Here is a 15293-nt window from a genome sequence, read left to right on the forward strand (position 1 = left end):
AGCGCAACCCACGTTTGCTGTTGCCATCCGGGGCGTAAGCTTCGGGGAACTCAGCAGAGACTGCCGGCGATAAGCTGGAGGAAGGTGTGGATGACGTCAAGTCCGTACGCTCCTTATATCCAGGGCTACACACGTGTTACAATGGCCGGTACAGAGGGCAGCCACCTGGCGACAGGGAGCTAATCCATAAAGCCGGTCTCAGTTCGGATCGAAGTCTGCAACCCGACTTCGTGAAGCTGGATTCGCTAGTAATCGCATATCAGCCATGATGCGGTGAATACGTTCCCGGGCCTTGTACACACCGCCCGTCAAGCCATGGAAGCTGGGGGCGCCCGAAGTCAGTGTGCCAACCGCAAGGAGGCAGCTGCCTAAGGCGAAACTGGTGACTGGGGCTAAGTCGTAACAAGGTAGCCGTACCGGAAGGTGTGGCTGGATCACCTCCTTTCTAGAGAAAACTCTCCGCCCCGTCGGAGAGGAGTTTCAAGCTCACCACGACGCGCTATACACAACACTTTTCATTATACTATCTCCTGGCCGGGTCTGTAGCTCAGGTGGTTAGAGCGCACGCCTGATAAGCGTGAGGTCGGTAGTTCAACTCTACCCAGGCCCACATCGTTATCGAGGAGTTGTTCGCGGGCCTGTAGCTCAGCTGGGAGAGCGCCTGATTTGCATTCAGGAGGTCGTCGGTTCGAACCCGGTCAGGTCCACAGCTCGGTTTGTGCTACGTCGTTTCGACGCGGAGCACTGAGAGGTTCAAGTCCCTCCAAACCACGATTGCGAGATCGCAAACATTGTTCTTTGACGTATTTGAAGATTGCTGACGGTTTTAACATCCAGTCGGATGAAGAAGCCAGTCGGCATGACAATCAATCTTAATGTTCCTATGGTTTTAACAAGTTCACCGGAGCACGATCCGCTGCAAAGCGGTCGAACATCTGTGTGATACTATTTTTATCGGTGAAGTTACTAAGAGCACATGGTGGATGCCTTGGCACCAGAAGGCTATGAAGGACGTGGTTACCTGCGATAAGCCTCGGAGAGACGGAAGCAGTCTTAGACCCGGGGATTTCCGAATGGGAAAACCCATCTCGAGTCATGTCGAGATATTGCATACTGAATCCATAGGTATGCAAAGCCAACGGGGGGAACTGAAACATCTAAGTACCCCCAGGAACAGAGAACAATCGTAATTCCCTGAGTAGTGGCGAGCGAAACGGGAACAGCCTAAACCGAGCAGCATGTACAGGATGCGACCCTTGTGCTGCCGGGGTCGTGGGACGAATAGACCAATTCGCATTGCGGTCGAGGAGTTACAAAACGTGACACTAGTCGAAGCGCTTGGAAAAGCGCGCCAAAGAAGGTGAAAGCCCTGTAGGCGAAAGTGTATGCGACTCCTTTTCGTATCCCAAGTACCGCGGAGTAAGTGGAATTCTGCGGGAATCTGCCAGAACCATCTGGTAAGGCTAAATACTCTCTGGTGACCGATAGTGCACAAGTACCGTGAGGGAAAGGTGAAAAGAACCCTTAAGAAGGGAGTGAAAAGAATCTGAAACCATGTGCTTACAAACGGTAGGAGGAAGTTTCGGTGCTTGCATCGAAATGACTGACTGCGTGCCTTTTGCTTAATGAGCCAACGAGTTACTCGTACGTTGCAAGGTTAAGGACCTCAGGTCCGCAGCCGTAGCGAAAGCAAGTCTGAATAGGGCGAGTGAAGTAACGTGCGGTAGACGCGAACCCGGGTGATCTACCGATGGGCTGGATGAAGTGGGAGTAAAATCTCATGGAGGTCCGAACCAGTGTGGGTTGAAAACCGCTTGGATGACCTGTCGGTAGGAGTGAAAGGCCAATCAAACTCGGAAATAGCTCGTACTCTCCGAAATGTTTTTAGGAACAGCCTCGTGTGTAATGTACTGGAGGTAGAGCACTGATTGGGCTAGGGCTGTCACAACGGTACCAAACCCAGACAAACTCCGAATGCCAGTATCATGTTCCACGGGAGTGAGGCGGCGAGGGATAAGCCCCGTCGCCGAGAGGGGAATAACCCAGACCATCAGCTAAGGTCCCCAATCATGCGTTCACAGACAAAGGATGTCAGATTGCTCAGACAACTAGGATGTTGGCTTAGAAGCAGCCATTCATTTAAAGAGTGCGTAATAGCTCACTAGTCAAGCGATCAGGCGTCGATAATTCTCGGGACTAAACGCATAACCGAAGCTATGGGATCTGCTTTGCAGATCGGTAGGAGAGCATTCTGTAGGCGAGCCACGAAGTGGCGATCTTCGGATCGAAGACGCGTCGTGAGGCGTGTTGGAGCGTACAGAAAAGAAAATGTTGGCATAAGTAACGATAAACACTGTGGAAAACAGTGTCACCGTAAACCCAAGGGTTCCTGAGCAACGTTAATCGACTCAGGGTTAGTCGGATCCTAAGCCGAGGCCGAAAGGCGTAGGTGATGGAAAACAGGTTCAATATTCCTGTACCTGTATGTATTCGTTTGACCATAAGGGGTGACGCAGAAGTGAAAGGTCGGCCACCTGTCGGATGGTGGTTTAAGCACGTAGGTTGGGAAAGTAGGCAAATCCGCTTTCCTATAACCGAGATGCGAATAGGGTGCCCGTATGGGCCACAACCGACCCTAATCAGGCTGCCAAGAAAACCCTCGTATGGGAGAATGCATGCAGACCGTACCGTAAACCGACACAGGTGGGTGAGGAGAGTATCCTAAGGTGCTCGAGTGAGCCGTGGTTAAGGAACTCGGCAAATTGACTCCGTAACTTCGGGATAAGGAGTGCCTCTAGTAAGTGACATGACAAGTGAAGCTGAATGAGGTCGCAGAGAATCGGCCCAGGCGACTGTTTAACAAAAACACATGACAATGCAAACTCAATTGAGAGGAAGTATATTGTCTGACACCTGCCCGGTGCCGGAAGGTTAAGGAGAGAGGTTAGCGCAAGCGAAGCTTTGAACCGAAGCCCCGGTAAACGGCGGCCGTAACTATAACGGTCCTAAGGTAGCGAAATTCCTTGTCGGGTAAGTTCCGACCTGCACGAATGGTGTAACGATCTGGGCGCTGTCTCAACCACGGGCTCGGTGAACTTGAGGTGCCGGTGAAGACACCGGCTACCCGCATATGGACGGAAAGACCCCGTGCACCTTTACTGCACCCTAACATTGGGTTTGGGTACGGTATGTGTAGGATAGGTGGGAGACTGTGAAGCTGGCGCGCTAGCGTCGGTGGAGTCAACGTTGAAATACCACCCTTACTTTATTTGAATTCTAACCCACTGCCATGAATCTGGTGGGGGGACAGTGTTAGGCGGGTAGTTTGACTGGGGCGGTCTCCTCCAAAAAAGTAACGGAGGCTCTCAATGGTACCCTCAGCATGGTTGGTAATCATGCGTCGAGTGCATACGCATAAGGGTGCTTGACTGCGAGACTGACAGGTCGAGCAGGTGCGAAAGCAGGAGTAAGTGATCCGACGGTTGGGTGTGGAACTGCCGTCGCTCAAAGGATAAAAGGTACGCCGGGGATAACAGGCTGATCTCCCCCAAGAGTTCACATCGACGGGGAGGTTTGGCACCTCGATGTCGGCTCATCGCATCCTGGGGCTGAAGAAGGTCCCAAGGGTTTGGCTGTTCGCCAATTAAAGCGGTACGTGAGCTGGGTTCAGAACGTCGTGAGACAGTTCGGTCCCTATCCTATGCGGGCGGAGGATGATTGAGGAGATTCGCTCTTAGTACGAGAGGACCGGAGTGAACGAACCTCTAGTGTACCAGTTGTCGCGCCAGCGGCATCGCTGGGTAGCTACGTTCGGAAGGGATAAGCGCTGAAAGCATCTAAGCACGAAGCCCACTCCAAGATGAGTCATCCCGTCCTAGACCTAAAGACTCCTGGAAGATGACCAGGTGATAGGCGTCAGGTATAAGCACAGTAATGTGTTCAGCCGAGACGTACTAATAAGTCGTGCGCCTTCCCTTTAATTATATTATGACACAGACGCTTCGGTGAACTTGTTAAAACCATTCGAACATTAAATCTTCAAATACGTCAGCTTGAGTGTTCTTGGCGACAATAGCGAGGGTGTCCCACCTCTTCCCATTCCGAACAGAGCAGTTAAGCCCCTCTACGCCGATGGTACTTGCCGGGTAACTGGCCGGGAGAGTAGGAAGTCGCCAGAACTTTATCTTCAGCCCCTTCAGAAATGAAGGGGCTTTTTTTTTGTTTGTTCCCGGCATGTCTCCAGGGATCCATGTGCCCGGACTTCGCAATTGTTCAGGATAGAATATCACTGTGAACGAATCGTATAGTCTGTGCTTTTTCTGAACGACCAACAGATTGATATCTATTTCTGAAACATCGGAAACTGGGACAATATTGAAAATAGACCATAAGTCATTAAAAACGCCTGTTTTTTGTTTGGCGCAGTGTTTGCGGTGCTATGTATCACTGTCTCTATACCTTCTGTCCGATCCTGCATAACTTACTGTATAAAGGTTCTCATCATGAAAACTGTGGCACTTTTTACTCTCCTCTTTTTTTGTGTCGTATTTCAGACGATGGGCCAGGATACAGGCCAACTGAGCCCGAGTGGATTCCAGGATGATCAAGGTGTTTCAAGCGAAACAAATGCATATTCCTCGAACGATCAATACGTTGTGTTCAATAATACTGACGATGAGGTAGATTACACTACCTTCAATATGTCGATACCCGCGAGTGCCACCATCACCGGTATCATTGTTTATGTTGAAGGGAAAATCTCGAGTGGTGCCACTATTACGATGCGTGCGCAATTGAGCTGGGATGACGGCGGCAGTTATACATCCACATCTCTGGGAACGTTCTCTACCTTCACAACATCCGACAATGTGTATTCCGTAGGAGGCGTTTCCAATACATTCGGTCGCACGTGGAGCCCTTCAGATTTCTCGAATGCAAATTTCCGAGTTCAGTTGGACGCGGGAGGTTCCAATGGTGGCACATTAAGCGTGGATCATGTGCAGGTCCGGGTTTATTACACCGTTCCTCCTCCTCCGGGCCCCCCGGCCGATCTTCCTGTCGCCACGTTTGAGCCCCTGTCTGAGGGTTCCTTGATCATCCCGATGAACGACCTCGATGTCGGTTCCGGTCAGGCGACTGAAAATCGCGCAGGGAAGCAGTCCCGCTTGAAGTATGCGTACGGGCTTGTGTATTCTCTGCTCGCAAATGATGTCACTGTGAAGTGGGCATTCTCGACGTCAAAGGTGAAGGATGGCGCTGATTTCGGAGTGTCGGCCAATCAGGTCAAGGTTCGCCAGGGCGACACACTCATCACATCCGCCTTTAATTACAAGGGCAGCGTCTTTATCGTCTCGGTTCAGGACACCGCTGTCGCCGGTCCCATCCTTCGCAACAGCACATTTGACAAAGTGACAGTTCACCAGGTGCTCACTGCGTTCACCGCCTACATCCCGGTGGTGTATACACTTGATGAAATCCCGAAAGCCCTCATCTTCGACAACGATGCGACGCAGCTTCCGGCACTGACCGCTCTCTTTTCGGAGGCCGCCATCCCCAGTTCCGCGTACGATGCGGTCTCGACCATGCCCGCAAGTCTCGACGCCCCGTGTTACACCATCGCCATGCTCCCGCACGACGAGGGTATCACCTCCACCCAGATCAACACGCTGCATAATTACCTCCGCGATGGCGGAAACCTGTATGCGCAGTGCGCCGCCATCTACGAGCTGGAAAATGGCCCGGGTTCAACGTCGACGTACGGGCATACCTTCACGTCGCTCACTCCGTCAAACGCCATTTCACGTTCCACAACAACCGACGGTAACACCTACGTCTATCCCGACACCGGAGCGCGTATTTCCTTCGGCCAGCTTGTGGGAAGCATCGAGCAGTCGGGCATCTCCCACACCCCGTACTGGCGCCTGTCCTCCGGCGCTCGTTACAGCGACGGTTTCATCGACATCGCTCGCACGAACAGCAATTTTGATGTGACGAACCTGTACCAGAAGGTTTTTGCAAAACGCTTCGACAACAGCGCCGGCTTCGGATGGGTGGTCGTCTGTGGTGGTCATAATCACAGTGGTACGACTTCGGGTGGTGTGAGCGGCGGCAGTTATCAGCGTATACCGCGAATTGCCCTGAATGCGTTCCTGACTCCTGCAGGCCGCCTGAGCTGTCAGCCCCTGCCTGTGGAACTCGTGGCGTTTTCCGCCTCCGCCCGTGGCAATTCGATCGATCTGAAATGGAAGACGCAGACTGAAGCAAACAACCTCGGCTTCGAAGTCCAGCGCCGCAGCGATGGCGGAGAGTGGACCCCTGTTGGTTTCGTCCAGGGTCAGGGCACGATCAACACGCCGCAGAACTACTCGTTTGTGGATGTGGACGCGATGCGTTTCGGCGGCACGATCTATTACCGCCTGCGGCAGGTTGACCGAGATGGCGGCTACAGCTTCTCGTCGACTGTTGAAGTGCGCGCGGATGGTACGGTTGCCGCGGCTAATATTTCGAACATGTCCCCGAACCCCGCGTTCGCCACAACAACACTGAACTTCTCAACAACGACCGATGGCCCGGTGAGCATCTCCGTCTTCGATATGATGGGTCGCGAGCACGTGTCTGTTACAAATAACATGTTCCTGACCGCCGGTTCGCATAACCAGCTCATCGATGTTGCGGGCATGACGCCTGGTAATTACATCGTTGTCCTGAAGACTGCCACCACGGTGAGCACATCGAAACTCGTCGTGGGGCGCTGAGTCGGCACCTCCGACCTCCATCCTCTCCCAGCGGGCGGCGCGTTGCGCCGCCCGTTTTTTTTTCTGAACCGGAGGAATAATGGCGGAGACAAGGCACCGACCTGGTCGGGGGTTAGACGTCCCCGTAGCGGATTTCTCGAGCCCGATCGAACCGCTTCCAGCTCCTTCGTATGCTCCCTGCTCTGTTGTTGAACATCCACAATTCGGCTGTTGCAATTTATTACACGCACCGATGTGCCAATCGTTGAAAATGAAACGTTTTCAATGTGGCAGGGTTGTTGGATGGGGTTCCATGTGCAAATGTCGCACGGTAATCCAAGACCAGTTCGAAAATCACAAGGAGAAAGTAGTGATGCGGTGTTTCAGCGAGGCGAAACAGGTTAGTTTTGAAAAAATCAACAGTGCTGCGAGTCGTAGCGGCGCTGCGATTCGAATGTTAGGATTGTTTGTGGCTCTGTCGGCGATCTTCACTCAGATGAGCCCGGCGGTCGAAAAGACCTTCAATACAAGCTCCGGCTCCTGGAACAGCAGCAGCAATTGGACGCCCAGCGGCGTACCCGCCGCCGGCGACGATGTGATCATACCCAGTGGCCGCATCTGCAGCATCAATACCAACACGAACACCCTGGCGTCCCTTACAATCAACGGAACCCTCACCACCGACGGGACCGCGCGTACAATCACCGTCTCCGGCAATATCACCATCGCAAGCACCGGCATTTTCCAGCCGAGTACGTCGAACGTCACTCATACGGTGAATCTTGCCGGAAATCTGGAAAACCAGGGCACGCTCAATTCCGCCAACGGCAGCGGCGAATTCCGCTTCACCTTTAACGGTTCCTCGAATCAGAGCGTGTGGGGGAGCGGTACGCAAACCGAATTCTGGCAGATGACCGTGAACAACAGCGGCGCTAACGGAAACAACATCGTTGAAATTCAGACCACGGTCTTTACAAACACATCCTCTACTTTCCTCACTCTGACCGACGGTACTCTGAAAATGTCGGGCAGCTTCACCTTTACTAGCGTCTTCTTTTCCGGTACCAACTACACTATTAACACAAACAGCGGCCTGTGGTTGAATAACCCCAATGTGACCGTGACGGGTCTGGGTGGTGATGTGACTCTGCAGGGGCAGGTGCGGATCAGCAGCGGCACGTACAACGTCGGTACTTCATCGAGCCACGATATCCTATTTGATGGCACCGCGGCGAAGTTCATCATGGAAGGCGGAGCATGCAATGTGCAGGGTCGTTTTGACGAAGAGAGCAATGGCACAGATGATGTGGACTTTTCCATGAGCAGCGGCGTGTTGACGGTTGGTATGGCGGGCGTGAGTTCGTCCAGCAATGCCGTCTTCGATATTGAATCCGCAACCTCGACGTTCACGATGAGTGGTGGGACCATTGTCATTCGCGAAGACAATTCGAATTCGGGGGGTGATTTCAGGAACGTTGCTTCCACCATCGACATCACGGGTGGTACGCTCCAGTTCGGCAATGGCAGCAGCGCATCGTCCAACACCTACGAGATTCGCACCGCATCGGCGTGTCCGGCTGTGGATCTGTATTCGACCAGCGCGAGTCTGACACTTGCCGCCGCGATCACCGTGTGGGGCGACATGAACATCCGTACCGGGACCACTTTCAGCCAGGCGGGGAACACCGTCACCGTGAAAAAGAACTGGATTCTCGACGGCACCTACACACACGGAAACGGCCGCCTCGTGTTCAACGGAAACGCAGCCCAGACGATGTCGGCCACAACGTCGTATGAACTCGAGCTGAACAACACTGCGGGCGGACTGCAGTTGCTCGGAGACGTGAGTGCGACAAACGCGCTTGTCCTTACAAGCGGCGTGCTGCAGCTCGGCAATTACAATCTGACAATGGGTAGCAGTGCGACAATCGGCGGCACGCCCTCATCCACGGCGATGGTCGTGACGGATGGTACGGGTGAAGCGCGGAAAATCTTTACATCGACAGGTTCGTTCACATTCCCGGTCGGCGACATAACTGGAACCACCGAGTACTCGCCGTGCACTGTCAATCTCGTGTCTGGAACTCCCGATGTCGGCGCGTATGTCGCGGTACGGGTCCTCAACCAGAAACACCCGAACTTGAGCGGTATGGCCGCGGATTATATCAACCGCTACTGGAACGTCTCCACGAACGGTATTACAAGCGCAACGGTGTCCGGCAGTTTCACCTACACCGACGGCGACATCAACGGCAACGAAGCGGATTATACACTTGGTCTGTGGGCGGGTTCCGTATGGAGCAATGCCGGAATGAACACTGCGGCGAGCAATACCTTGACGGTTGCCGGAGCGATTTCACTGCTCGGTGATCTGACCGCGGCGAACGATCAGAATCTGCCTGTGGAGCTTACGATGTTTCATGCCACCCGTGTCAATCGTGCGGTGAAACTCGTGTGGAAAACGGCGACTGAAGCGAACAACATGGGCTTCGAAGTACAGCGCAGTAACGACGGCCGTTTCTTCGAGACACTCGGCTTTATCGATGGTCACGGTACCGTGAACGCTCCCCAATCCTACTCGTTCACCGATTCGCGTCCCAACCTGAACGCGACGCAGTATTACCGTCTCAAGCAGATCGACCGCGACGGAGCCAGCCAGCTTTCAGAGGTTGTGGAAGTCGCATCGCAGGCGGGCAAGTCGGTCGCTCTCGAGAATTGGCCGAATCCTGTCAGCGGCAGCTCCGCCATCCGTTTCACTCTCGCCGAGGCCGGTCCTGTCACTCTCATCATCACCAACGCACTCGGTCAGGAAATCGCGCGACTCGTGGACGGCGCCCATCTCGGAGCTGGGACACATGTCGCATCGTTCGACGCGCGGGATCTGCGCAGCGGAAATTACTTCTGCGCGATTCAGACGGCGCAGGGTTCCGAAGTCCTCACGATCTCCGTCGCACGCTAAAACAACTACCTCGCAACACCGGGCGACGTTCGCACAGACGCGGACGTCGCCCTCTCCTTTATCCGCGGATCGATAAAACAACGGCGGCTTGACGGCCGCCGTTGTGCGTTTCATGTTCCGGTGATCGATCAGGCCACCGCGCCCTTGGCGATGTTCTCGAGCGTTGCAACCACGAGTTTCCAGAATTTATCGACAGTCGCGATTTCGAGACGCTCATCCGGCGAATGCGCGCCTTGTATCGTCGGACCAAACGAGATCATATCGAGTTTCGGATAGACTTCTCCGATAAGTCCGCATTCCAGGCCCGCGTGGATGGCCTTGATTTCGGGTTCATGTCCGAAGAGCTGCGCGTGCGCCGCTTTCACGGTCTTCAGCGCCAGCGACTGCATGTTCGGTTTCCAGCCCGGATAGCCGTCGCCGAGAACGACGCGGAGGTTTGCCAGGCGGAAAACGGCCGTGACCATGTCGACAGCGTCGAACTTTTCGCTTTCCACCGAGCTGCGCTGGCTGGTTCCGATGACGAGCTCCTCGTTTTCCATGACAACTGTTGCGAGGTTTGTCGACGTCTCGACAAGGCCGGGAATATCCGCGCTCATCTTGAGCACGCCATGCGGCAGCGCGAAGATGGTGTCGAGGAAGGTCTTCTGCTGGGACGCGGCGATAACGCGACCGTTTCCGTTGGTGGTTTTTGCCGTCACACTCAGGCCGGGCTCGACAGTGCCGATCTCGTTGAGGAACAGCGTCGTCAATTCGGCCGCCTTTGCGGGTGCGTCTGCAGCGGCCGCCGCGGGGAGATACACGACACACTCCGCCTCGCGCGGAATCGCGTTGCGTTTGCTGCCGCCCGAGATGGTGGAAAGCCGCAGATCGGCGTCCTTGCCGAGCGTGGCCAGTGTGCGTCCCAGGAATTTGATGGCATTGCCGCGTCCGGTGTGGATGTCGAGTCCGGAGTGCCCGCCCTTGAGTCCGCTGACCATGATTTCAACAGCAGCGTACCCCGCGGGTGCGTTTTCCATCGTCAGTGCAAGCACGCCCGCGCTGTCCATCCCGCCCGAGCAGCCGACATAGAGCGCGCCATCTTCTTCGGAATCGAGATTCAACATTACATCGGACTTCACAAAGCCGGGCTTTAATCCTTTGGCGCCTGTCAGACCGGTTTCTTCATCGACAGTGAAGAGGAATTCCATCGGTCCGTGGACCAGATCCTTCGACTCGAGCACGGCCAGACCGGCGGCAACACCGATGCCATTGTCCGCGCCGAGTGTGGTACCGTCGGCGGTGACCCAGTCGCCGTCCACGTAGGCCTTGATCGGATCGTTGTCGAAGTCGTGTTCGGTGCCCTTGTTCTTTTCGCAAACCATGTCGACGTGACCCTGGATCAGGACGGTAGGCGCGTTCTCGTAACCCGGAGTCGCGGGCTTGCGCACGAGCAGATTCCCCGTCTCGTCCTGCTCCCATGCATAGCCGAGATCCTCAATCAGTTTTTTCAGATAGGCGAGTATTTTTTCTTCCTTTTTGGAAGGATGCGGCACCGTGGTGAGGCCATGGAAATGTTTCCAGATCAGAGCGGGTTGGAGATCGAGAAGTGTGGGCATGGTTTCTTTGTGCTGTAAGTGAGGAACTGGTAGGCGGCAACAGAGGGGCGAACCCCGGCGTGTCGAGGAAAATTTCTCGTGCCATCAATGCCCAAGGAGCGTCGTGAGTGCAATTCGCAGGAATCACGGTACGTCATTGTGGCCGGGATGAACAACAAGATAGTTTTGGGTCTGTTGAGAGCAAAACGAATGCGCGTCAGGTCGAATCGATGTTCCTTGCCCGTTCGGTATGGAATAGGCATTTTGTACTCTCATCTCACGATCAGGGTTTCACAGTGACACGAACAGCATACACGTTTCTCATTGCGGTGATGGTCTTCACGTTGGTTCGCCCGACGCATGTTCATGCGCAGGATACGCGCGAAAACGCCGACTTCAAGCTCGCCTTGGGGCTGTACAACGACAAGCTCTACGCCCAGGCCGAGGACCAGTTGAAGGCCTTCGTCGAAAAATACCCGTCGACCACACTCGGCGCCGAGGCGCGATTCACGCTGGGCAACGTGCAGCTCAAGCTCAAGAAATGGGGTGACGCACGCGCGACCTTTCAGGACTTCCCGATACGCTTCCCCGAGCACTCGAAGGCGCCAGACGCGCTGTGGAATCTCGGCGACGTATTCGCCATCGAACGGCGCTGGGCCGATGCCGGCTCGGCGTATGCGCGGCTGAAGACATTTTATCCCAAGAACCGCCGCGCGGCCGAGGCGTTGATGCAGGCCAGCCGCATGTTCACGAAGGCCGGGGATGTGGAGAACGCGCGGCTTGTTCTCAACGCCATCATCCTGGAATACCCGCAGTCGGATCTCGTGATGGAAGCGAATTACGCGATCGGGCTGCTCTCGATTCATGCGGGCGAGGGTGAACGAGCCATACAGGAACTGACACGTGTGCAGAACCAGGCCGCGCAGCCCGCGATGAAGGCGCGCGCAACCGTGGCCATTGGCAGGGCATACGCGCAGTTGGGAAACGCGACGGAGGCCGAGCTGCGCTTCCGCGATGTGATGACAAACGCGTCCAAGACCGAGGCCGCCTTCGAAGCCGCGCTGCGCCTGTCCGATCTTCAGCGCGACCAGCGTCGGCACACCGATGCAGCAAACGGATACGATGCCATCGCGTCGAACAGCGCAGCACCCGCCGAAATCCGCGCGCTCGCCTCGCAGGGAGCGGCCGAGAATGCATACGCGTCCGGCGACTTCGCCACCGCGGCGCGCCTGTATGGTGCGCTCGTGGCCGCTGTTCCCGAGGACGGGCTGGCCGATCCACAGCTCCTGTCGCGCGCAGCCGCCGCCGCACGGAAGGCCGGCGATCACGCCACCGCGGGTCGCCTTCTCGAGCAACTCATGGCCGACACCTTGTCGGGCATGGACCGCCGGCTTCTGCTTGTGGATCTGGCTGCGAACGCGCGGGAAGGCGGGAATCCCGCCCGCGCGGTGTATTACTATCAGACCTATCTCGACCGCCATGGCGACGACCCCGGCGCGCCGCTTGCCACCCTGCTGCTCGCGGGCGTCTATGAAAGCGCATACAAAAATCCCGCGCGCGCCGCCGAAACCTACCTGGCCCTCCTTCATCGGTACGGCGCAAGCGCAGTGGCCGACCGCGCGCAACTTGGATATGGACGTTCGCTCGAGGCGCTCGGCAAATTCGACGATGCCGCTGAAGTGTATGCCGCTCTCCCCGCGCAGTTTCCCGGATCAGCCGTTGTCGAGGAGGCGCGGCTGCGTGCGCGGGACATCGCGCGTTTCCGCCCGGGCAGCAATGCCCAGGCACTGCCCTCACTCGTCGCCGCGCTCGCGGCGCTCCGCGACAATCCCTCGGGCGCGTCGGTCGATGTGGCACTCGGACGCCTGTACCTCGAACAACTCAAGGACTTCGACGCCGCGGAGCGCGCATTTGCGGCCGCCGCTGCCAAAGCCAGCGGTGCGGATGCGGACTGGGCCGCCTACGGCCGCGCCCTCGCCGCTCTGCGGCGCGCGCAGAAAAACCAGACGCCACGAGCTGATGCGGAACGACAGCTTGCGGACTTCGTCCGCGACCGCCAGTCCTCTCCTCTCCGTGATGCCGCGGCCCTTGAGCTGTACACCTCACGCAGCGAGGGTGCGGGTTCCGTGCTCGTCCTCGAAGCCGCGGCGGCATTCCTCGCCGCGAATCCCGGCATCCGCGCGAACGAGGTGAAACTCGACTACGCGATCGCTCTTCAGAGGTCCGGCCGTGACGCCGATGCCGAGAAGGAGTGTACGGCACTAATATCGGCTGCCGGCGACGATCCCTCGGGACAGGGCGCGCTGTACGCGCGTGGTCTTGCGCGCGCCGCGCAGAAAAAGTTTCCCGAAGCAGTCGCCGATTTGCGGCAGTACGGCACTGTTGCGCCGACAGGTCCGTACGCGCCGCAGGTTTTGTTCGCACTCGGTGCCACGCTGTCCCGCATGGGACAGTATTCGGACGCGGCTCTCGCCTTCGAAACGTGTGCCGACCGCTTCCTGTATGCGCCGCTTGCGGATTCAGCACTCGCCGCCGCGTTACACGCGTACGTCGAGGCCGGTCAATTACCGCGCGCGGCGCGGCGCTCCGCCGAATTGCTCGCAGCGGCTGAACGAAATCCTTTCACCGATCCTCTCGTGCTGGAGGAGCGTCTCTATCTGCGGGCTCTGATGCTGGCGCGCGCCAAGGACGCCTCGCGCGCAAAAACCACCCTCACGAGGTACATCAACGAGTATCCGAAAGGCCGCCACACAGGCGACGTGTATTTTGCCCTCGGCCAGATCGCGAAGGATGAAGGTAAGACCGCGCTCGCGACGTCATATCTGCAGAAGGCCGGTTCAATCGGCAGCAATGTGCAGGCGCGCAAAGATGCCGCGGATCTGCTGCTCGGCGAGGGCCGCAACGACGAGGCCTCGCGCGAGTACGAACAGCTTGCGGCCGCCTCAGCCTCGAAGCTCGAAAAGACCTATGCGCTTTCGCGCATGATTGTAGCGCTGTACCGCGCGGACCGCCTCGAGGCGGCGCGAGCGAAAGTGGAGGAGTTTCGCGCAGCGTATCCCGACGCCGCATCTCTCTTCGAGGAATTCGAAGTGGAGCGCGGCCGCCTGCTTTTCCGTCAGAAAAAATATTCGGATGCGATGGACGTCTTCGAGGAAGCCGAGGATTCAGACACGCCGGAAATCGCGGCGCTTGGACTCTATTGGCAGGGCCGGGTGTTTGATGCCGAGAACAAGACGGAAAAAGCCGGCACTGCCTACGGCACGGTGTTGAAAAAATATCCGCGCGCGGCGGCCGCTGTAGATGCGTCGCTTGGTCTCGCGCGTATGGCGTTGCGTGCCGAGCAGTGGGACATCGCGTCGCAGAATTTCAAGAGCGTGGTGGAATCCGGCACCGCTCCGCAGTCGGCCGTGAAGGAATCGCTCGACGGCCTCATCGTCTGTTACGAAGAGATGAAAATGTTTGATGCGGGCGCGGAGATGGTCAAACGATTTCTCGCGCAGTGGCCGGCCGATGCATCCGCATTTCAGAAACGCATCCTCCTCGGTGAATTCTATTACCGGCTTGGGTATTACAGCCAGGCGATAGCGCATTTTGAAAGTCTGCTCGCCGAAGCTCCCGCCGACGATCAGGCGGTCATCCGCTACTCGATCGGCGACTGTTACTACTACAAGGGCGATTTCACGCAGGCGGCGCTCGAGTACCTGAAGGTGCCGTATCTGGTGGTGCGAAAAACCGAAGTTGATTGGACGGCCAGCGCCTATGATGGCGCCGCAAAGTGTTATATCAAACTCGAGAAGTTCGATCTCGCGAAGGATCTCTACCAAAAAATCATTGACACACCCGGACTCGATCAGCGCTTCAAAGCACAGGCGGCGAAGGAGATTGAGAAGCTGAACAATCGGTAGGTGGGGTAGATGGTGGATGATTGCTTGGCCGAGTGAGCGGGATCCGGTCGATGTGTATGAGGAGACAGGATGAAGGAGACAGGAGCAGAAGCTGGCTGAGGGATTGGGGAGCGGGTTGACC

4 protein-coding genes, 2 tRNA genes and 3 rRNA genes are annotated in these 15293 nt (G+C 56.5%); 8 read left to right on the forward strand and 1 reads right to left on the reverse strand.

Translation table 11 applies throughout. The features are described 5' to 3' along the window. The 7 genes from HY962_09375 to HY962_09405 all read left to right on the forward strand — a co-directional run. A 16S ribosomal RNA gene (locus HY962_09375) occupies positions 1-451 on the forward strand; the annotation flags it as partial. Positions 452-536: 85 nt separating this feature from the next. Continuing rightward, positions 537-610, forward strand: a tRNA-Ile gene (locus HY962_09380). 24 nt (positions 611-634) lie between these two features. Continuing rightward, positions 635-707 (forward strand) — tRNA-Ala (locus HY962_09385). A gap of 248 nt (positions 708-955) precedes the next feature. Continuing rightward, positions 956-3978: ribosomal RNA gene (locus HY962_09390) — 23S ribosomal RNA — on the forward strand. Positions 3979-4061: 83 nt separating this feature from the next. Next, positions 4062-4178: ribosomal RNA gene (rrf, locus tag HY962_09395) — 5S ribosomal RNA — on the forward strand. A gap of 924 nt (positions 4179-5102) precedes the next feature. After that, positions 5103-6755, forward strand: coding sequence for a T9SS type A sorting domain-containing protein (locus HY962_09400; GenBank protein ID MBI5647134.1), 1653 nt, complete (start codon positions 5103-5105; stop codon positions 6753-6755). 448 nt (positions 6756-7203) lie between these two features. Beyond that, a complete protein-coding gene (locus tag HY962_09405; GenBank protein MBI5647135.1) occupies positions 7204-9693 on the forward strand; it encodes a T9SS type A sorting domain-containing protein in 2490 nt (829 codons plus the stop codon). A 128-nt stretch (positions 9694-9821) separates the two neighbouring features. Here HY962_09405 and HY962_09410 read toward each other — a convergent pair whose 3' ends face one another. Then, a complete protein-coding gene (locus HY962_09410; GenBank protein MBI5647136.1) occupies positions 9822-11288 on the reverse strand; it encodes an aminoacyl-histidine dipeptidase in 1467 nt (488 codons plus the stop codon). A 275-nt stretch (positions 11289-11563) separates the two neighbouring features. Between HY962_09410 and HY962_09415 the strand changes: the two genes are divergently transcribed. Beyond that, positions 11564-15172, forward strand: coding sequence for a tetratricopeptide repeat protein (locus HY962_09415; protein MBI5647137.1), 3609 nt, complete (start codon positions 11564-11566; stop codon positions 15170-15172). Positions 15173-15293 lie beyond the last annotated feature (121 nt).

This window comes from Ignavibacteriota bacterium, from assembly GCA_016218045.1.
Classification (GTDB): domain Bacteria; phylum Bacteroidota; class Ignavibacteria; order SZUA-365; family SZUA-365; genus JACRFB01.

Bases quoted from the DNA above. Each gene is read 5' to 3' on its own strand.
- HY962_09400 (MBI5647134.1), top strand. From the start codon at position 5,103: ATGAACGACCTCGATGTCGGTTCCGGTCAGGCGACTGAAAATCGCGCA.
- HY962_09410 (MBI5647136.1), bottom strand. From the start codon at position 11,288: ATGCCCACACTTCTCGATCTCCAACCCGCTCTGATCTGGAAACATTTC.